The sequence below is a fragment of the Ruegeria sp. BG3 genome, from assembly GCF_056538485.1.
In genome coordinates this window covers 97,121-116,077 of sequence record NZ_JBQFTE010000004.1, presented here as the reverse complement: position 1 = coordinate 116,077, position 18,957 = coordinate 97,121, and the positions used below count along the sequence as shown (strand labels likewise).

The 18,957-nt window shown below is 58.8% G+C and carries 17 protein-coding genes; 8 read left to right on the top strand and 9 right to left on the bottom strand.

Translation table 11 applies throughout. The annotated features are described in order from the left end of the window. Positions 1-149: 149 nt before the first annotated feature. Positions 150-752, top strand: coding sequence for an alpha-ketoglutarate-dependent dioxygenase AlkB family protein (locus tag ACR0AI_RS08040; protein ID WP_480673044.1), 603 nt, complete (start codon positions 150-152; stop codon positions 750-752). Here ACR0AI_RS08040 and ACR0AI_RS08035 read toward each other — a convergent pair. Further along, positions 749-1,570, bottom strand: coding sequence for an ABC transporter permease (locus tag ACR0AI_RS08035; protein ID WP_480673042.1), 822 nt, complete (start codon positions 1,568-1,570; stop codon positions 749-751). The two genes, ACR0AI_RS08040 and ACR0AI_RS08035, sit on opposite strands and share 4 nt — an antisense overlap. 122 nt (positions 1,571-1,692) lie before the next feature. Here ACR0AI_RS08035 and cysQ point away from each other — a divergent pair, with 122 nt between their 5' ends. The 7 genes from cysQ to ACR0AI_RS08000 all read left to right on the top strand — a co-directional run bounded on the left by cysQ (position 1,693) and on the right by ACR0AI_RS08000 (position 9,675). After that, on the top strand, positions 1,693-2,490 hold the full coding sequence (gene cysQ, locus ACR0AI_RS08030) for a 3'(2'),5'-bisphosphate nucleotidase CysQ (RefSeq protein WP_480673040.1): 798 nt from the start codon (positions 1,693-1,695) through the stop codon (positions 2,488-2,490). Next, on the top strand, positions 2,490-3,290 hold the full coding sequence (locus ACR0AI_RS08025) for a 3-deoxy-manno-octulosonate cytidylyltransferase family protein (RefSeq protein WP_480673038.1): 801 nt from the start codon (positions 2,490-2,492) through the stop codon (positions 3,288-3,290). Before cysQ ends, ACR0AI_RS08025 begins: the two co-directional genes overlap by 1 nt. A 69-nt stretch (positions 3,291-3,359) precedes the next feature. Continuing rightward, positions 3,360-4,343 (top strand): UDP-glucose 4-epimerase GalE, encoded by a 984-nt coding sequence (gene galE / locus ACR0AI_RS08020; protein WP_480673347.1) that lies wholly within the window; start codon positions 3,360-3,362, stop codon positions 4,341-4,343. Positions 4,344-4,350: 7 nt separating this feature from the next. After that, positions 4,351-5,403, top strand: a complete 1,053-nt coding sequence (locus tag ACR0AI_RS08015; protein ID WP_480673036.1) for a glycosyltransferase family 2 protein — start codon at positions 4,351-4,353, stop codon at positions 5,401-5,403. Positions 5,404-5,563: 160 nt separating this feature from the next. Further along, the gene (locus tag ACR0AI_RS08010; RefSeq protein WP_480673034.1) at positions 5,564-6,550 is read left to right on the top strand and encodes a glycosyltransferase family 2 protein; all 987 of its coding nucleotides are present in this window, start codon (positions 5,564-5,566) and stop codon (positions 6,548-6,550) included. Further along, the gene (locus ACR0AI_RS08005) at positions 6,547-8,247 is read left to right on the top strand and encodes a DUF5927 domain-containing protein (protein WP_480673032.1); all 1,701 of its coding nucleotides are present in this window, start codon (positions 6,547-6,549) and stop codon (positions 8,245-8,247) included. The genes ACR0AI_RS08010 and ACR0AI_RS08005 overlap by 4 nt, the downstream gene beginning before the upstream one ends. A gap of 6 nt (positions 8,248-8,253) precedes the next feature. Next, complete coding sequence (locus ACR0AI_RS08000) at positions 8,254-9,675, top strand: nodulation protein NodH (protein ID WP_480673030.1); 1,422 nt, start codon at positions 8,254-8,256, stop codon at positions 9,673-9,675. Here the strand turns inward: ACR0AI_RS08000 and ACR0AI_RS07995 are convergent. The 8 genes from ACR0AI_RS07995 to hslO all read right to left on the bottom strand — a co-directional run bounded on the left by ACR0AI_RS07995 (position 9,672) and on the right by hslO (position 18,902). Continuing rightward, positions 9,672-10,190, bottom strand: coding sequence for a L,D-transpeptidase family protein (locus tag ACR0AI_RS07995; RefSeq protein WP_480673028.1), 519 nt, complete (start codon positions 10,188-10,190; stop codon positions 9,672-9,674). The two genes, ACR0AI_RS08000 and ACR0AI_RS07995, sit on opposite strands and share 4 nt — an antisense overlap. Positions 10,191-10,247: 57 nt before the next feature. Continuing rightward, entirely contained in the window at positions 10,248-11,033 is a 786-nt protein-coding gene (locus ACR0AI_RS07990; protein WP_480673026.1) for an ion transporter, read from the bottom strand. Between the two features lie 14 nt (positions 11,034-11,047). Next, on the bottom strand, positions 11,048-12,277 hold the full coding sequence (locus ACR0AI_RS07985; RefSeq protein WP_480673024.1) for a class I SAM-dependent RNA methyltransferase: 1,230 nt from the start codon (positions 12,275-12,277) through the stop codon (positions 11,048-11,050). A 38-nt stretch (positions 12,278-12,315) separates the two neighbouring features. Continuing rightward, complete coding sequence (locus ACR0AI_RS07980; RefSeq protein WP_480673022.1) at positions 12,316-14,148, bottom strand: ABC transporter ATP-binding protein; 1,833 nt, start codon at positions 14,146-14,148, stop codon at positions 12,316-12,318. Then, positions 14,145-15,983, bottom strand: a complete 1,839-nt coding sequence (locus ACR0AI_RS07975) for an ABC transporter ATP-binding protein (protein WP_480673020.1) — start codon at positions 15,981-15,983, stop codon at positions 14,145-14,147. The genes ACR0AI_RS07980 and ACR0AI_RS07975 overlap by 4 nt, the downstream gene beginning before the upstream one ends. A 192-nt stretch (positions 15,984-16,175) precedes the next feature. Continuing rightward, positions 16,176-17,330: a CCA tRNA nucleotidyltransferase gene (locus ACR0AI_RS07970; RefSeq protein WP_480673018.1), complete on the bottom strand. Its 1,155-nt coding sequence runs from the start codon at positions 17,328-17,330 to the stop codon at positions 16,176-16,178. Then, positions 17,327-17,923, bottom strand: a complete 597-nt coding sequence (locus tag ACR0AI_RS07965; protein WP_480673016.1) for a CoA pyrophosphatase — start codon at positions 17,921-17,923, stop codon at positions 17,327-17,329. The genes ACR0AI_RS07970 and ACR0AI_RS07965 overlap by 4 nt, the downstream gene beginning before the upstream one ends. Continuing rightward, complete coding sequence (hslO, locus tag ACR0AI_RS07960) at positions 17,916-18,902, bottom strand: Hsp33 family molecular chaperone HslO (RefSeq protein ID WP_480673014.1); 987 nt, start codon at positions 18,900-18,902, stop codon at positions 17,916-17,918. The genes ACR0AI_RS07965 and hslO overlap by 8 nt, the downstream gene beginning before the upstream one ends. Positions 18,903-18,957 lie beyond the last annotated feature (55 nt).

The window sequence follows — 18,957 nt, the reverse complement described above, 5'->3', positions numbered from 1 at the left end:
CGATCTGATGTGCGCGACAGCACTACACCATCGCGCGTCCCGGCGTATATAAGGGCCGGACCAGAGGCCTGCAAGCATTCTGAATTGCAGGTTTTCGGGAATCTGCGGCCTTTTTTGGCAAGGATTTGGTAAGGAATGAGGAATCCGGCATGGCTCGGCTGCTTTTACAGGGATTTGAGATCAGGAAAGGCTATCTGGACAATGCCGCCCAGAGCCAGTTGATCGACGCGCTGCGCCCGATTCTGAAATCCGCACCCCTGTTCCGCCCCGTGACACCATCGGGCAAAGAGATGTCGGTGCGCATGACCTCGGCCGGGGCATTGGGGTGGGTGACGGACAAGGCGGGCTACCGTTATCAGGACCAGCACCCAAAGGGCGTAGACTGGCCCAAGATCCCCGAACCTGTCCTTGCGATCTGGCAGGATCTGGTGGGGCTTGATCGCGCGCCGGATTGCTGCCTGATCAACTATTATGGCGAAGACGCGAAGATGGGCCTGCATCAGGACAAGGATGAGGTCGATTTCTCGTGGCCGGTGTTGTCAGTCTCACTCGGCGATGACGCGCTCTTCCGCATCGGCAACACAACACGTGGAGGCAAGACGGAATCCCTTTGGCTGAACTCGGGCGATGTGGTGATCATGGGCGGCCCTGCGCGGTTGACCTATCACGGTGTGGACCGCATCCGGTTCAAATCATCCAAACTGCTGCCCAAAGGCGGGCGGATCAACCTAACCCTGCGCGTTGCGCGTTAGCGGCGCGCGCTCCAGCTTTGTGAAACATGTTTCTTGGTGAAGAAAGCGCCCAATAGGCCGATCATCACCAGTGCGACGCCAACCCAGACCGCATATTCCCAGCTTGTGTTGCGCGGGTAATAATTGCGGAACACATAGCCGCGACACTGGTCGATCAAATGAAACAGTGGGTTCCACGCGAATAGCATCAACATGTATCCGCCCAGCGCATTGGCCAGAAACATCTTGCCCGAGAAGATCATCTGCAACCGTCGGTACACTGTCGTCAAAATGCTCGCCGTCATCGGAAACCAAGGTCGCAGCGCCATAAGAACCAGCCCTACAGCGCATCCGGTGAACCACGACAAAAGAACCATCGCGAAAGCAGGCCCCGGCTGCTCGATCACCAACGGTTTTACTGCGGCATGGTAGAGGAATAGGATGATGAACATCGTCACCATCATCGTATAGAGCGTCCCCAACGCCGTGGCCACGATCGTGATCACCATGTTCATAGGTGAGTGCAGCATCATTGGGTTGTTACCCGCCCCGACACCCGCAACCTTTTTTACCGATTTAATGTGCAGCACAAACAGAAACACACCAGACAAGAGGTAGAGAACAATGTCGCCACGCACCTTGGCCACCCGCGTGCCCATAAAGGACATGATCAGGTAAAACACCAGAACCATCGCAAGGACCTGAACAATGCTGCGGATAATCGCGACCACTGCGTTTGAGTGCTGGGTCCGGATATCGCGTACAACGGCATGAAAGATCAGCTCGACCGTGGTGAATGCACCACCCAGCAGGGTCTTGTTATTCCTGAAATAGAACACGTGTGGGGTCTTTCCTGCTCTGTTGACCTCAGTCTTTCACGAATACCTTGCCGTTCGGTAACCAGCACATCATAAGTCCGTCACCACATTCGATCAACAAACCACCAAATCGGAGCTTTTTTGTGACCTACGACGCCCTTATCCCTGTCATCCGACGTCTGGCACTGGAAGCCGGTGACAAGATCATGGAGATCTACAACTCGGATTCGTTCGATGTGAAGGTCAAATCCGACGAAAGCCCCGTGACCGAGGCTGATGAGGCCGCCGATGCGTTGATCTCAGAAGGGCTGCGCGCCGCCTTCCCCAACATCCTGCTGGTGACCGAAGAACAGGCCGCCTCGCATTCCGAGAAGGGCGATACATTTCTGATCGTTGACCCGCTGGATGGCACCAAGGAGTTCATCAACCGGCGCGGGGATTTCACGGTCAATATCGCTCTGGTCGAAAACGGTACCCCCACGCGCGGCGTCGTTTATGCCCCTGCGCGCGGCCGCATGTTCTACACCCAAGCCGATGGGCAATCGGTCGAGGAAACCGGAGCATTGGACAAGGCCCACGCCGGAGAGGTCGCGCCGATTTCAGTCTCTAATCCAGACAATTCCGCCCTTTTGATCGTCGCCTCCAAATCGCACCGGGATCAGGCAACCGAGGACTACATCAACAAATACCAGGTCCAGGACAGCAAGAGCGCGGGCTCGTCCCTCAAGTTCTGTCTGGTCGCTACGGGTGAGGCGGATCTCTACCCACGGGTCGGACGCACGATGGAGTGGGACACCGCCGCCGGGCACGCTGTACTGGCAGGGGCTGGTGGTCAGGTGGTCCGGTTCGACAACCACACACCGTTGACCTATGGCAAGGACGGCTATGCAAACCCGTTCTTCATCGCCTACGCTCCGGGTGTTGAGTTGATGGAGGCCTGATGTCTGTTCTGATCGCCATTCCCGCCCGCTATGCCTCATCCCGTTATCCGGGCAAGCCCTTGGTGCCACTGACCGGTGCAACGGGCAAAGCCATGACACTGATCGAACGCTCATGGCGGGCGGCCAAGTCCGTGTCAGGCGTAGACAAGGTGGTTGTCGCCACAGATGACGACCGCATTCGCGAGGTCGCCGAAGGGTTCGGCGCCGAGGTCGTGATGACCTCGGAAGCCTGCCAGAATGGCACCGAGCGCTGTGCTGAAGCGCATGAGGTTTTGGGTGGTGGTTATGAGATCATCGTGAACCTGCAAGGCGACGCCCCGCTGACACCGCATTGGTTTGTCGAGGACCTGATCTCGGGCCTGCGCGCCGCGCCCGAGGCCGGTGTCGCCACACCCGTTCTGCGCTGCGACGGAGACGCCCTGAACAGCCTGCTCAATGATCGCAAACACGGACGCGTTGGCGGCACGACGGCCGTTTTTGCCAGCGATAATAGCGCGATGTATTTCTCGAAAGAAGTGGTGCCCTTCACGTCCGACAGCTATGCGGGTGCGGATCCAACCCCGGTGTTTCACCATGTCGGCGTCTACGCCTACCGCCCGGATGCGTTGGCTGCCTACCCCAGCTGGCCCACCGGCCCGCTAGAACAGTTGGAAGGTCTGGAACAGCTGCGGTTCATGGAAAACGGCCGCAAGGTTCTATGCGTCGAGGTCGAAGCAAACGGCCGCCAGTTCTGGGAGCTGAACAACCCTCAGGACGTGCCAAAGATCGAAGCGATGATGGCAGATATGGGGCTGGAGTGATCTCTTTTCCCCCTGACCGAGCCTGCCAATCTGTCGTAGTAGCGCCCAACTATGACCAATAGACCTGATATGAAAACGATCCTTGTTACGGGCGGCGCAGGCTATATCGGCTCTCACGCTTGCAAGGCTTTGGCGCGGGCGGGTTTTGTGCCTGTGACCTACGACAATCTTGTCACCGGCTGGCAGGATGCGGTCAAGTTTGGCCCGTTTGAACAGGGCGATCTGTTGGACCGTTCTCGGCTGGACGAGGTTTTTGCAAAATATCAACCTCAGGCCGTGATGCATTTCGCAGCGCTCAGCCAGGTTGGCGAGGCTATGAAAGAGCCCGCGCGCTATTGGTCGAACAATGTGACGGGCTCGCTGACGCTGATCGAGGCCGCAGTTGCCGCAGGCTGTCTGGATATCGTATTTTCCTCAACCTGCGCGACCTATGGCGATCAGGACAATGTGGTGCTGGATGAGGATACACCTCAGCACCCGATAAACGCTTATGGCGCCTCGAAACGCGCGATTGAGGATATCCTGCGGGATTTCGAGGCCGCTCATGGCCTGCGCCATGTGATCTTCCGCTATTTCAATGTGGCCGGCGCCGATCCCGAAGGCGAGGTTGGAGAGTTCCACCGCCCTGAGACCCATCTGATCCCTCTGATGCTGGATGCGATTGATGGCAAGCGGGATGGCTTGACCGTATTTGGCACAGACTACGACACGCCAGACGGCACCTGCATCCGCGACTACGTGCATGTCTGCGATCTGGTCGACGCGCATGTTTCAGGTTTGAACTGGCTGCAACAGGGCAAGGACAGCCGTGTGTTCAATCTGGGCACCGGCTCGGGGTTCTCGGTTCTTGAGGTTATCGAGCAGTCCAAAACCGTTACCAACCGCGTTGTTCCCTACAGCGTCGGGCCGCGCCGCGCAGGGGATTGTACCAAGCTGGTATCAGGCTCGGTCCGGGCCGAAGGAGAACTAGGCTGGAGGCCAAAACGCTCAACGTTAGAGACGATGATCACCGACGCGTGGCGCTGGCACCAAACCGGCTCCTACGAGAAATGAGCCGCCGTTGACCCCCGTCAGCGCTCAGCTTCCCCGCATCAGCCCGGTCCAGAAATATCGGCTGCGTTGGAAACGGCGGAGGCTGCTGTGGCAATCCTGGCGCAGCCGCCACCAGTTGACCTGTTTGCAGAACAGAACCTCGGATATTCCACCCGGAGGCATTCTGGCTTTCGTCACCCTGCGTAACGAGTTGGAACGTATTCCGTGGTTCTTCCGGCACTACCGCGCCCTGGGCGTCGACCATTTTCTGTTCGTGGACAATGGCAGCGACGACGGATCGGCCGAGTTTCTGGCACAACAGCCTGACGTATCGCTCTGGCACACTCAGGCCAGCTACCGCGCCGCGCGTTTTGGGCTGGACTGGCTGACCTCGCTGCAAATCCGGTACGGCCACGGCCATTGGTGCCTGACAGTCGACGCGGATGAGCTTCTGATCTACGCGCATCACGACACCCGATCTTTGCAGAACCTGACCCGCTGGCTGGACAGGCAAGGCCGCGTTGGGTTCGGTGCTTTGATTCTAGATCTCTATCCGAAAGGCCCGCTGGGGTCGCAAACCCATGACCCGGAAAGTGATCCAACCGAGACCTTGAACTGGTTCGACGCCGGTCCCTACCGCGCGCAGCGGCAGACGCCTATGGGCAATCTATGGGTCCAGGGCGGCGCCCGTGAGCGGGTGTTTTTCGCCAATACACGCCAGCGTTCACCGACATTGAACAAGATCCCTCTGGTCAAGTGGTCCCGGCGCTTTGCCTATGTAAACTCGACCCATTCCGCGCTGCCACGTCGCCTGAATGCGCTCTATGATGGGCCTAACGGAGCCGCTCCGTCGGGCGTGCTTTTGCACACGAAGTTTCTGCCCGAGATCACCGCAAAGTCGCAGATCGAGAAACAGCGCCGCCAGCATTTTCATGATCCCGACCAATTCCAGACATACTATGATGGCATCATCGCGCAGCCGGATATGTGGACCAAGCAGTCCGCGGCCTATACCGGCTGGTTAAAACTACAACAGCTGGGGCTTATGAATGCAGGGGACTGGTCGGATCAGCAGGGCTGAGACGTATATAACTAACCTGTTGTAAATAAATTGCCCCTCAAGATGAAAAAATGGCATAGTCGGTGGAACCCGGATGTTGCACACTCAGCAATCAATCCGGGGAAGCTCGCGTCAATAACAAGGGTTGGGCAGTCGCGTGGGCCTTTTGGAGTCTTATCGTATGAGGTTGCGGCGCAAGCGCCGTCTCGTGCGCTGCGTCAAAAGACGGCGTGAGCTGAAGCCCATCAGCACGAATACAGCCGCCATCCGCCCGGACGATGTGTTGCTGATGAGCGTTGTCCGCAACGAAAAGATCCGCCTGCCCTTCTTTCTGGACTACTACCGCAAGCTGGGCGTGAACCATTTTCTGTTTGTCGATAACGAAAGCGATGACGGCAGTCTCGAGTTTCTGCGCACGCAGCCCGATGTCTCGGTTTGGCAGACGAAAACCAGCTACAAAAAGGCGGGGTTCGGGCTGGACTGGTCCAACTATCTGCTGCGCAAATTTGCGCATGGGCATTGGGTTCTGACCGTCGATCCTGATGAGTTCTTTATCTATCCGTTCTGCGACACCCGCCCGATCAGCGCGCTGACCGACTGGCTGGACAGCTGTGCGGTGCGCAGTTTCGGCACCATGCTGATCGACATGTATCCCGAAGGTCCCGTAGACGACGAACCCTATCACGAGGGTCAGGACCCGTTTGAAATCGCGCGTTGGTTCGATGCCGGGAATTACATGATTTCCAAGAACCCCGAATATAAGAACCTGTGGATTCAAGGTGGCCCAAGGGCACGTGTTTTCTTTCAGGACAACCCCTCGAAGGCCCCGGCGCTGAACAAGATACCCTTAGTGAAGTGGGATCGTCGCTACGTCTATATCAGCTCGACCCATTCGCTGCTGCCGAGGGGTTTGAACCAAGTTTATGACGAATGGGGTGGGGAAAAGACCAGTGGCGCGCTGCTGCATGCCAAGCTGATCAACACGCTTGGCGACAAGGCGCGCGAAGAGATGCAGCGCAATCAGCACTATCGCGGGTCCGGTGAGTACAAGGCCTACGCCAAACAGCTAGAGGAGCAGCCCATTTTTCGCTGCGATTGGTCCGAACAATACATCAACTGGCGACAGCTTGAGATTCTGGGCCTCATGTCGAAAGGCAACTGGGCATGAGTTCGCTGGGCATCGTCATGCTGGTGCATACGGCCCTAGACCGGGCCGAGCAGGTCGCCCGCCACTGGACCGCTGCGGGCTGCCCGGTTGTTATCCATGTGGACCGCAAGGTCGCGGAAAAGACGTGTTCAAACTTTGTCGCCTCCTGCGCGGACAACCCCCTGATCAGTTTCTCGGATCGTCATGCGTGCGATTGGGGCCGTTGGGGTATCGTGGCCGCCTCACAATCCGCTTCCGAGCAGATGCTGGACAGCTTCCCGGACGTGCGGCATGTCTTCCTGTCGTCCGGCGCGTGTCTGCCTCTGCGCCCGGTGCAAGAGCTGATCGACTACCTGTCAGACCGTCCCCGCGTCGATTTCATCGAAAGCGCTACAACCGCTGATGTCAGCTGGACAATCGGTGGGCTGGATCATGAACGCTTTACCCTGCGGTTCCCGTTTTCATGGCGCAATCAGCGCAAACTGTTTGACGCCTATGTAAAACTGCAACGGGCGACTGGTATGCGCCGCCGCATCCCCGACGGTTTGACCCCACATATGGGTAGCCAATGGTGGTGCCTGACGCGGCAGACCCTCTCGGCAATTTTGCAGGACCCTAGGCGCAAGGTCTATGACCGCTATTTCCGCCATGTCTGGATACCGGATGAAAGCTATTTTCAGACCCTCGCGCGCCTCTATTCCACGCATATCGAAAGCCGGTCACTGACCCTGTCGAAATTCGACTACCAGGGGCGGCCCCACATCTTTTACGATGATCATCTGCAACTGCTGCGCCGGTCGGACTGCTTTGTTGCCCGTAAAATCTGGCCCCGGGCCGAGAGGCTGTATCACTCTTTCCTGACCGACCAGTCCAGCGCGATGCGACCGGCCGAGCCGAACCCGGGCAAGATCGACCGCGTCTTCTCGAAGGCAGTCGAGCGGCGCACCCATGGGCGCGATGGCCTCTATATGCAAAGCCGCTTTCCCCGCCACGGCAGCGAGAACGGCCTGACGGCCGCAGGGTATTCGGTGTTTCAGGGCTTCTCGGACCTTTTTGAGGAGTTCGAAACCTGGCTGGAAACTGCGACCAACACTCGGGTTCACGGGCACCTTTTTGCCCCGAACCGCGCCGAATTCGCACAGGGTGAGGCGATCACCAATGGCGCGCTCAGTGACAGTGCCACGTTGCGCGACTATAACCCCAAGGCGTTCCTGTCGAACCTGATCTGGAACACGCGCGGCCAACGCCAGTGTTTTCAGTTCGGCCCGCAGGACGCGCAGGACATCAACTGGTTTCTGGCGCGGGACAAGAACGCGCAGATCTCGGTGATTACCGGGGCGTGGGCGATCCCGCTGTTCCGGTCAAACATGAACTTCGCCGATATCCGGTGCGAAGCCGCCCGCTTGCAACAGATCGAGAGCAAACAGCTTGAAGTGCTGAGCTCGGTTTGGACAAAGGCGCGTGTACGGAGCTGGACACTGGCAGATTTCATTGAGGCCCCAATGGAGCCTCTTCAAACCATTCTGGACGAGATCGCGCCACAGACGGCTCGCCACCTGACCGAGGCCCCGCTGATGGTCGATCTGGCGGGCTTTGGGCAGTTCCTCCAGAACCTCAAGAACCAAGGTATGCATCCGCAACTGATGGGCGACTTCCCCGTCGATGATGTGTTTGGCACCCGCACCAAGCCTTTCCGCAAACCTTATTTGGTGCAGTGAACCCCGATGGCCGGTCCCTTTGAATCCTTCGTGATCCTGGGTGCGATGCGCACCGGATCAAACCTGTTAGAGGCCAACCTGAACCGGATCGACGGCCTCACCTGCCATGGCGAGGCCTTCAACCCGCAATTCATCGGGCGGGTGCAATCCGACCAGATTCTGGGTCTAACGCAGAGCGAAAGGGACGAAGATCCGGACAGACTTCTGGCAGCCATCCGCGCAGCCCCGGACGGTTTGCACGGGTTTCGGTATTTTCAGGAGCACGACCCGCGTGTCTTGCCTGAGGTCCTGAACGACCCGCTCTGCGCCAAAATCATCCTCAGCCGCAATCCGCTGGACAGTTACTTGTCGCTGAAGATCGTTCGGAAAACCAAGCAATGGCAGTTGAAGAATATCAAGCGCCGGTTGGAGGAAACGGTTGAATTCGACGCGGCTGAGTTCTCGGAATATGTCGACGCACTTGCCTCTTATCAGACTTCTCTGCTGAACCACCTGCAAAGATCGGGTCAGACCGCCTTTTACATCAACTATGATGACCTGGGTGATCTTAGGGTTTTGAATGGTCTCGCCAAGTGGCTGGGAATCGATGGGCGGTTGGATGCGCTGGACGATACGCTCAAGCCGCAGAACCCGTCAGCCGCCGTGACCAAGGTGAACAACCCGGACGAGATGGCGCGTGCAGTGTCAGGGATGGACCGTTTCGCCCTAAACCGCACGCCAGATCTGGAACCAAGACGCGCGCCAAAGCTGCAAAAATGTATCGCGGCTCCGACAACACCGCTGCTGTTTCTACCTATTCCCGGCGGATTAGAGCCTGTTATTGCCCAGTGGCTGACCCGGCTGGATGGGTGCGACGAGGGCGCATTGCACGACACCTCTGACGCAGTCAAAAGCTGGATGCAAACCCATTCCGGGCACCGCAAATTCACCGTTCTGCAACATCCGATCGCCCGCGCGCATACTGCGTTTTGCGACTATGTTCTGGCCAAGGACCATGACGACTATGCAGATATCCGCCACATGCTGCGCAATCGGTTCAAACTGCCGATCCCCGGACAGCTGCGTGAAAAGAACTACCCGAAGGATCAGCACCATGCGGCATTTACGGATTTCCTGACTTTCCTGCACCACAATCTGAACGGCCAAACCCCGATCCGGGTCGATGCGATGTGGTGCAGCCAGTCCAAAGTGATCGAAGCGATGGCGCCTATCGCCCTACCCGATCTGATCCTGCGCGAGGATGACCTAGGGACCGCTCTGCCCGATCTCGCCTCAAGCTTGGGGTACACAAACCCACCGGCGCCGGAACGACGCGCAGCAGACACGCCCTATCGATTGGAAGAGATCTACGACGCACAGCTCGAAGCGCTGGCAGCAAAAGCCTACCAGCGCGACTATGCGAAATTCGGATTTGGGCCCTGGCGCTAGGGGCGTAGGGTGATCAGCGTACCTTTGTTGACCATCGCATAGATCTCTTCGATCTCGTTATTCTTGACGGCGATGCATCCGGCGGTCCAGTCCGGGGTCTTCTTGGCACGCTTAAGTTCCGACCGCAGATTGGGCTGACCGTGGATAAAGATATCACCACCCGGATCAACGCCCGCCGCCTTGGCCTGAGCTACATCCTGTGAGTTGGGATAGGAAATACCCAAAGACAGATGATAGCGGCTTCTCGGGTTGCGCCGGTCGATCAGATAGCTCCCCTCGGGGGTCCGACCATCACCACGCTTGGTTTTGGTGCCATTGGGCGCAAAGCCCAGATCAACATCATATTCCCGCAAAACATGCTCATGATGCAAAAGGTACATCTTGCGCGCGCTCTTGTTGACGACCAGAGAGGTCACCTCGGGTCCATCATATGTTAGAAATCTGGGGCTGGCTGAGGCACAAGCCGAAAGGCTCAGCGTTGCCATTGCACCCAATCCAAATGCTCGACGATCCATGATTCACTGCCTGCTGCTTTTTTTTGGTTATTATGCCAAAAACTGAAAAAACTGAAATCACTTTTTGATGTTTGATTGCTCAATTAGTCGGCGTTCTATGGCTTCCAGGCGCTCTAGCACCTCATCTCGGTAGGCATCGGTCTTCACTTCGTCCTCGGCGTGGTGCGCATCCTGCATCGAATTCACGATCAGACCGACTAGCAAGTTCACAACCGCGAAGGTCGTAACCATGATAAAGGGCACAAAGAACAGCCAGGCGTAGGGGTAAACCTCCATCACCGGGCGCACGATGCCCATGGACCAGCTTTCCAGCGTCATGATCTGGAACAGCGTATAGGCTGACAGGCCCAGATCCCCAAACCAAGCCGGGAAGGAATAAGAGAACAGCTTGGTCGAGATCACCGCGCCAATATAAAATAGAATCGCCATCAGCAGGAACACGCTGGCCATGCCCGGGAGGGCCGAGATAAAGCCTTCGACCACCCGGCGCAGGCGCGGCGCGACCGAGATCACGCGCAAGACCCGCAGGATTCGCAGGGCCCGCAGCACCGACAATCCGCCCGCGCTTGGGACCAGAGCGATGCCGACGATCGTGAAATCGAACAGATTCCAGCCGTTCTTGAAGAAGTTGCGACCTGAGACGATCAACTTCATCGCGATCTCGATCACAAAAACCGCAAGGCATAGCTTATCGAGAATGACGATCAGTGGCCCAGCCGCGTCCATCAGCGTGGGTGAGGTCTCCATCCCCAGCAGAATTGCGTTGAAAATGATCACAGCCGTGATGAACTGCCCGAAGAGGGGGGCTTCGATGATGCTCTGCAAGCGCTGTTTGAACGCCATGGGTTGCTGTCTCCTTAACGTGCGGGGTTCAGCACAAACCGCGCGGCCAGTTCCGTATGGGACGACCACCGAAATTGGTCAACGACCTGCACCCATTCAAGGGTGTAGCCTGCATCAACCAGCGTTTTTGCATCCCGCGCAAAGGTTATCGGATTGCACGAGACATAGGCGATCACCGGCGGCTGCGCCTGCGCCAGTTCCGCCACCTGCGCTTCGGCCCCCGCACGCGGCGGGTCAAGGACCACAGCATCAAAGCCCTTGAACTCATCCGGCATCAGCGGGCGCCGGAACAGATCACGGGCCTCACAAGTGACGCGTTTCAGCCCCGAGGCTTTGCGCCATCCCTGATCAAGTGCCTGCGTCATCGCAGATTCGCCTTCCACCGCGTGAACTTCAGCCTCTTGCGCGAGCGGGAGAGAGAAGGTTCCACTCCCGGCAAACAAGTCCACAACCCGCTTTGCACCTTGCGTTGCTTCCAAAACAGCCTGTGTTAGAGCCTGTTCTCCGTCCTTTGTGGCCTGCAGAAAGGCCCCCGGTGGCGGGATGACCCCGGCGATTCCAAAGCGCTGGACAGGCGGTTGCCGCATCGCGATCACCTCACCATCCCAGCTGAGGCGCGCCAGCCCCTGTTTCTCGGTCGCTTGTGCCAAGGCCAGCTCCAGCGGGCCGTCCAGAGGCTTGCCCCCTGACACCGCGATATCCAAACCACCCTCGGACAACGTCAGCGTAACCGCCAGTACACCTTTGCGGCTGCCACCCAGAAGCGCCAGCGCCTCGGCAACCGGGATCGCGGCGATCAGGGCCGGGTCCAGAAGATGGCAATCCGGGATTTCGGTGATCGTGTCGGATGCGCGGCCATGAAATCCGGCCAGCATGCCTTTCTTCGTCCGCCGCACCGCAATCGTTGCCCGCCGACGAGACCGCTCGGGCGAGGTATGGATTGGCCGCATCGGGGCCTTGAGGCCTTGTGCCGACAGCGCTGCGCGCACGATTTCCACTTTCCAATCCGCTACAAAGGCGTCCGAGGCGTGCTGCAGCTGGCAGCCTCCGCACGCTTTGTAGTGGCGGCACGGGGCTTTAACCCGTTGATCTGACGGGGTTTCCACCCTCATGTCTTCCAGTAGCTGGCCGACCAGAGTTCCGCTGACCACTTCGCCCGGCAAAGTCCGAGGGATATAGACGGGGCCGTCTGCGATGCCGTCGCCCTGATGACCAAGGCGATTTATGGTGAATTGCTGCGTCATGGGGGCCTGATAGCCGGGCTTTGCCTGCAACAAAACCCTTATTCTGCGGCCTCGGCCTGAATGAAACCACCCGACTGGCGATGCCAGAACCGCGCATACAGCCCGCCCTGATCCAAAAGCGCCTCATGCGTGCCGGCCTCAACAATCCGCCCCTGATCCAGCACCACGATCCGGTCCATCTCGCTGAGGGTCGACAGGCGATGCGCGATGGCCAGCACGGTTTTACCCTCCATCACCCGGTGCAGCGCAGTTTGGATCGAGGCCTCGACCTCGGAATCGAGCGCCGAGGTCGCCTCGTCCAGCACAAGGATAGGCGCGTCCTTCAGAATGGCACGGGCCAGGGCGATCCGCTGCCGTTGTCCACCGCTGAGCTTTACGCCCCTCTCACCCAAATGCGCGTCGTAACCTTTCCGACCCTGCGCGTCTTCGAGGCTCAGGATGAACTCATGGGCTTCAGCCTTCTCGGCGGCCTCGATCATCTCGGCCTCGGACGCATCGGGGCGGCCGTATAGGATGTTCTCACGCGCCGAGCGGTTGAACATGGCGGTTTCCTGCGTGACCATCCCGATCTGGCGGCGTAGGCTGTCTTGCGTCACCTGCGACACATGCTGTCCGTCAATCAAAATTGCGCCTTTTTCCCCGTCATAGAGCCGCAACAACAGCGAAACGAGGGTGGATTTTCCTGCACCAGAGGCTCCGACGATTCCCAGCTTTTCGCCCGGTGCGATCGTTAGGTTCAGATCGGAAACGCCGCCGATATCCCGTCCATAGGCAAAGCTGACGGACTCAAACGCAATGCCGCCCTGAGACACGGCAAGGTCCTTGGCTGCTGCGGCATCCTCAACCCGGTCCCGCTTGGCCAGCGTTTTCATGCCGTTTTCGATCTCGCCAACATTGGCGTAGAGACCCATCAGCGTGAAGCTAACCCAACCCGTCATCTGGGAAATGCGGATCGCAACTGCACCCGCCGCCACGATGTCTCCGGCCGTTGCCATGCCCAGTTGCCAAAGCCAAAGCGTTGCACCCAGTAGCATCACGGGCAGAACACCTGCCAGAACCATGAGGATGAACCGAAACATGGCGGAGAGTTTCCCGAAATCCAGAGACCTCTCGCGCAGGTCGACCATCGCATTTCGCGCTGTCTGATCTTCGAACGCAGAGTGGGCGAATAGCTTGACGGTTTTGATATTGGTGATCGTATCCACCACCTGACCCGACACCATTGCCCGTGCGCCCGCCCGTGCGGCCGAGCGTTTGCGAATGCGGGGCAGATACCAGCGGACCAGCATGAAATAGACCACCAGCCAACCAGCAAAGGGTAGCATCACTAACGGGTGAATAGACCCTAACAAAAGCAAAGAACCAACGAGGGAAGCCAAAGCAAAGACAATCGCACTGATCGTTTCCGACACGACCGAGGCCATCGCGTTCGAGGTTTGCATCTGTTTCTGGGCAATCCGACCGGCAAAATCGTCGTCGAAATAGGTGACCGACTGGCCCAAGGTCCAACGGTTCAGCTTGGCCAGAACCAAGGGAGGGATGTTCGGCATGACGATATAGTTGTTCGACACCGAGGACAGACCAAACAGGATCGGGCGGATCACCATGAAGAACACCGCCGCGCCGACAATCATCCAGATATTCTCAGCGGTCAGAAAATGCTCGGGCCCGCCCGAGGTGGCGACGTCAATAACGCGGCCCAGAATCCACGCGGTGGCGGCCTCCATCGCGCCAGCGATCGCCGAGAACGCCGCCGCGACAAACAGCATGGGCCAGGCGCCTGACAGACTCCAGCGAATGAACGCCCCCAGCGTTTGTGGTGGGGGCGTCTCGATGTTCTTGAACGGGTTGATGAGGTCGGCAACCCTCATTCAGCGGCCTCCGGATTCATGAAGCCGCCAGATTGCCGCGCCCAGAACTGCGCGTAAAGGCCACCCTGCGCCAAAAGATCGGCATGCGCGCCCTCTTCCACGATCCGGCCCGCATCCATCACCAGAATACGGTCCATCTGAGCGATAGTGCTGAGCCTGTGGGCAATGGCGATCACGGTTTTTCCCTGCATCATCCCGTAAAGGGTTTCCTGAATGGACGCTTCAACCTCGGAATCTAGGGCGGATGTCGCCTCGTCCAACAGCAAAATCGGCGCGTCCTTCAGAATGACCCGCGCCAGCGTCACTCGCTGTCGTTGACCACCAGACAGCTTAACGCCACGCTCACCCACATGCGCGTCATACCCGGTTCTGCCCTGAGGGTCCTGCAGGTCGAGGATGAACTCATGCGCTTCGGCCTGTTTGGCCGCGGCGATCATCTGATCCTCGGTCGCGTCGGGGCGGCCATAGAGGATATTGTCGCGTACCGACCGGTGCAGCAAGGCGCTGTCCTGCTGGACCATGCCGATACGGCTGCGCAAACTGTCCTGCGTGACCTGCGCGATGTCCTGATCATCGATCAGAATGGCCCCTCGTTCAACGTCGTAAAACCGCAAAAGAAGCTTTACTAGGGTCGATTTTCCGGCCCCGGAGCGCCCGATCAGGCCAATCTTCTCACCCGGTTGAATGGTCAGATGGATGTGGTCCAAACCTCCAGCTTCGCGGCCATAGTGGTGCGACAGATCGTTGATTTCAATCTTACCCTCGTTCAGTTGCAATGGCTTCGCTGTAGGCGCATCTAGCAAGTCGATGGGCTGGGCAATTGTTTCCATCCCCTCAGCTACGATCCCAAGCTGGCGGAAGAAGCTGGTCAGCGCCCACATGATCCACCCGGTCATCGCGTTCAGGCGCAGCGTCAAGGCCGTTGCTGCCGCTACGACACCAACCGAAGCCGTGCCCTGCATCCACAAGGAAATCGCCCATCCCACAACGCCGACAATCAGCAAGCCATTCAGAGTAACCAAAACCGCGTCCATGATGGTGAAGATCCTCATTTCGATCTGGAATGTGCGGCGCGTCTCTTCGATGGCTTCGCGGGCATAGTCCATCTCTTGCCGGCCATGGGCGAACATCTTGACCGAGTGAATATTGGTGTAGCTGTCCACCACACGCCCCGTCACGGTCGAACGCGCATCGGACGCCGCCTTGGATGCCGGGCCAACGCGCTGGATCGTCCAGCGCACCAACAGCGCATAAAGCGCAAACCAGATCAGCAGGGGGATCAGCAATCGCGGGTCCGCTGCATAAAGCAAAATCGCCGCGCCGATCAGATAAGCCAGCGAGAACGAAATCGCGTCAAAGACCTGAAACACCACCTCGCCCGCGGCAGGAGGGGTCTGCATGATCCGGTTGGCAATTCGTCCGGCAAAGTCATTCTCGAACCAGCCAACCGACTGGCGCAGAACATGTTTATGCGCCCGCCAGCGGATCAGTGTGCCAAAATTCGGCAGGATCGTGTTGTTGAGCAGCAGTACGTCGATCAAATGCAGCAAGGGACGCAGCAGCAGGACAAACGCAGCCATCAGCAACAGCTCGGTCCCGTGGTTTTCCCAGACCTCGGCCGGAGTGCCGCCCAGCAGATCGACCACGCGACCCATATAGGCGATCAACCCGATCTCAACCCCGGCCACGATGATCGAGATCAACGCCGCCCAGGCAAACACCCGATAGAACGGGCGTGAATAGTCCAGCATGAACGGCCACAGCCGCGTCGGCGGTGCGTCGGCCTCCTTGTAGGGGCCAAAAGGGTCAACGAGGTTTTCGAAATAGCGAAACATAGAGGAGTGCTCCGATTGAGCAGAAAATTAGACATGCGAAGAAGAATGGCGCCTGAACACCACCCTATACGGGGTAAGCGTCCCGGCTTTAGCCGAACCAGATCCCGTAATACATTCGCAGTCCTCCATCCATGTGACAGGCGCACGTAAGCACAAACGTTCTGATTTGTCATCCCCTTTTGAGACTTCGCGCTACCCGGCCAGCAAATCCTCGCGCGTCAGGGTAAAGCCGGATGCGATCCAGCTTGCCTCAAGATCGGCCAGTTTCTTGCCAAGCGCAGGACCAGAGAAGCTGGGAATTAAATCCGTCGCCTTGATCGGGAACTGCGCGGTGGCCCCGGAATGCAGCGCCGCGCGCAGATCCTCGGACCACGGGCGCTCCAGAAACGCACATCGCAACAGTGTTTCGTGCAAGCCCCCCTCGTCGCCATAGCGGTAGCCCAGTTCGGCCACACTGGTCGAGGCCTGCGCCTCCTCCCGCATCCGGGTCAGTCGTTGCAGTTGGTTGCGACTCAGGCGCAGCGTCGCCGCGTCCTCAGGCGCGGCGATGGCCGCCAGTCTGCGCACCGCGTCCGGTTCGGCACCTGCCGCCTGTTCAATGGCGACCAAAGGCGCCAAGGCGCGATCATCCGCGCCCGGCAGAAGCTGCGCCAGTACTCCCGTGCTGCGCATTGCGGCAACGGAAGGGGCCGGCTCGGGCGCGCCCAACAGTTTCAACAACTCGGCCCCGACACGTTCCCGCGACAAGGTGGACAAACCGTCCAGGTTCGCTGCAATCGCGGCCAGACCATCCGGATCGAACCCGGCCTCGACATCTCCGTACCAGGCATGAAACCGAAAATAGCGCAGGGATCGCAGGTAGTCTTCGCGGATGCGGTTTTCTGCGGTCCCGATAAACCGCACACGGCGCGCCTGAAGGTCCGGCAGGCCCAAAAGCGGGTCTAACACGGCGCCATTTGGCTTTGCGTAGATCGCGTTCATGGTGAAATCGCGCCGGGCTGCATCCTCTTCCACCTTGTCCGAGAAGGCCACAACCGCGCGGCGGCCATCGGTTTCCACGTCGCGGCGAAAGGTGGTGATCTCATGCGGGATGTGATTGCAGACCACAGTGATCGTGCCGTGATCAATCCCTGTGGGAATCGCCTTGAGCCCGGCGCTCTGCGCCAGCTCCAGAACCCTTTTGGGATGTGCATCCGTTGCGATATCAATGTCCGACACCGGCGCGCCCAAAAGCGTGTTGCGCACGCATCCCCCCACAAACAGCGCTTGCGCGCCGCCATCCGTGAGGGCTGCGCATACCTTTTGTGTCGCAGGGTCCGAAACCCAAGCCGCGCTGATTTGCTTCATTCACTCACCCGTGCTGCAAGCCCGCGCAATATGCGGGCGGTCGCGCCCCATATGTAATAAGGGCCATAGGGCACGGCAAAATACTTCCGTCTTGTCCCCTGCCAACGGCGCGACTCGATCAAATAATTCGCAGGGTTCAGAACATGTGCAAGGGGGACCGAGAAAATTTCGTCTACTTCGCCCGGCTCCGGCACCGGTTCGAAACCCTGCCGGATAATCGCCACCACCGGAGTCACCGAGAAGGACGTGACGGTTTCATGCGTGGGCAAAAACCCTACAACCTCGGGCAGGTCAGTGGGCAGACCGACCTCTTCCCGCGCCTCGCGCAGGGCAGCGGCGGTGACATCCGCGTCACCTTCATCCTGCTTGCCGCCAGGAAAGGCGATCTGACCGGGGTGGTGCTTCAAAGCCGAGGAGCGTTTGGTCAGGATCAGCCGTGGCATCCCGTCCGCAACGGTGATCGGCACTAGCACCCCCGCGGGGCGCAGTTTACGGCCCGGTGGCAGCACGGTGTCTGGGTTCAGGTCAAAATCACTGGACCCATTGCCCGGACGCCCCAAGGCCGTCCGGAGTTGTGTCTCTAACTTAGACACTTTTGCTTTCTTCGGCGTCAAACCCAACGGTAGCAGGGTCCAGCACGTAGTGCGCACCGCAGAACTGACAATCGGCCGTAACCTGACCCTCAGACGTGGTCATCTTTTCGATGTCCTTGGCCGAATAGATCGACAGGCTTTGGCGCACACGCTCTTCCGAGCAGGTACAACCGAACTGTACCTGCTGCGCGTCATAGACCCGTGGGTTTTCCTCGTGGAACAGACGCACCAGCAGATCGGTTGGAGCAATCGAGGGGCCGATCAGCTCAAGATCCTCGACCGTGTCCAGCAGGATGTTGACGCGGCCCCAGTTCTCACCCTCTTCGCCATCGACAAGATCAGTGGCGGTCAGGATCTCTCCGGTGCCTTCACTGGACGCCGCAAAAGGCGAAGCTTTGGGCATATGCTGCAACATAATGCCGCCCGCGCGCCAATGCTCACCCACACCTGGCTCGGTCGATTTGCCGAAGCTCAGCGAGAACCGGGTCGGTAACTGCTCGGACTGCGCAAAATAGGCTTCGGCGCAGGCACTGATCGAGCCTCCGGCCAGCGGAGTGATGCCCTGATAAGGCTGCGTACCCTCGCCCTGGTCGATCATGATCGCGAAATAACCCTCGCCCACCTGATCGAACGGCGCGCCATCGGTCAGACGATCGCGGTCGAAACTGGCATAAGCGCGGATGCGGGCCGGCTCACCCTCTTTCTGTGGTGCGTAGTAGTCGGTGGCAATCATGCGCACCGGACCCTTGGACTGCACCTGCAGCGACAGCTTCCAGCGAAGCGAGACCGTCTGGCCGATCAACGCGGTCAGCAGAGCCATCTCGGCCACCAAGGCCTCAACCTTTTCCGGATAGTCATGCTGTTTCAGGATGCCGTCCAACACGCCATCCAGACGGGCCACGCGCCCGCGCATGTCCGATACATCGAGTTGAAAGGGCAGGACAGTATCGTCCCACGCGATTTTTGTTCCAAGTGACATGGGGTTTCCTTACACGCCAAGGGTTGGCATACCGGCACCATATAGGTCGCAGAGA

Coding starts and splice junctions, on each gene's coding strand:
- ACR0AI_RS08040 (WP_480673044.1), top strand. CDS start 150: ATGGCTCGGCTGCTTTTACAGGGATTTGAGATCAGGAAAGGCTATCTG.
- ACR0AI_RS08025 (WP_480673038.1), top strand. CDS start 2,490: ATGTCTGTTCTGATCGCCATTCCCGCCCGCTATGCCTCATCCCGTTAT.
- galE (WP_480673347.1), top strand. CDS start 3,360: ATGAAAACGATCCTTGTTACGGGCGGCGCAGGCTATATCGGCTCTCAC.
- ACR0AI_RS08010 (WP_480673034.1), top strand. CDS start 5,564: ATGAGGTTGCGGCGCAAGCGCCGTCTCGTGCGCTGCGTCAAAAGACGG.
- ACR0AI_RS08005 (WP_480673032.1), top strand. CDS start 6,547: ATGAGTTCGCTGGGCATCGTCATGCTGGTGCATACGGCCCTAGACCGG.
- ACR0AI_RS08000 (WP_480673030.1), top strand. CDS start 8,254: ATGGCCGGTCCCTTTGAATCCTTCGTGATCCTGGGTGCGATGCGCACC.
- ACR0AI_RS07995 (WP_480673028.1), bottom strand. CDS start 10,190: ATGGATCGTCGAGCATTTGGATTGGGTGCAATGGCAACGCTGAGCCTT.
- ACR0AI_RS07990 (WP_480673026.1), bottom strand. CDS start 11,033: ATGGCGTTCAAACAGCGCTTGCAGAGCATCATCGAAGCCCCCCTCTTC.
- ACR0AI_RS07985 (WP_480673024.1), bottom strand. CDS start 12,277: ATGACGCAGCAATTCACCATAAATCGCCTTGGTCATCAGGGCGACGGC.
- ACR0AI_RS07980 (WP_480673022.1), bottom strand. CDS start 14,148: ATGAGGGTTGCCGACCTCATCAACCCGTTCAAGAACATCGAGACGCCC.
- ACR0AI_RS07975 (WP_480673020.1), bottom strand. CDS start 15,983: ATGTTTCGCTATTTCGAAAACCTCGTTGACCCTTTTGGCCCCTACAAG.
- ACR0AI_RS07970 (WP_480673018.1), bottom strand. CDS start 17,330: ATGAAGCAAATCAGCGCGGCTTGGGTTTCGGACCCTGCGACACAAAAG.
- hslO (WP_480673014.1), bottom strand. CDS start 18,902: ATGTCACTTGGAACAAAAATCGCGTGGGACGATACTGTCCTGCCCTTT.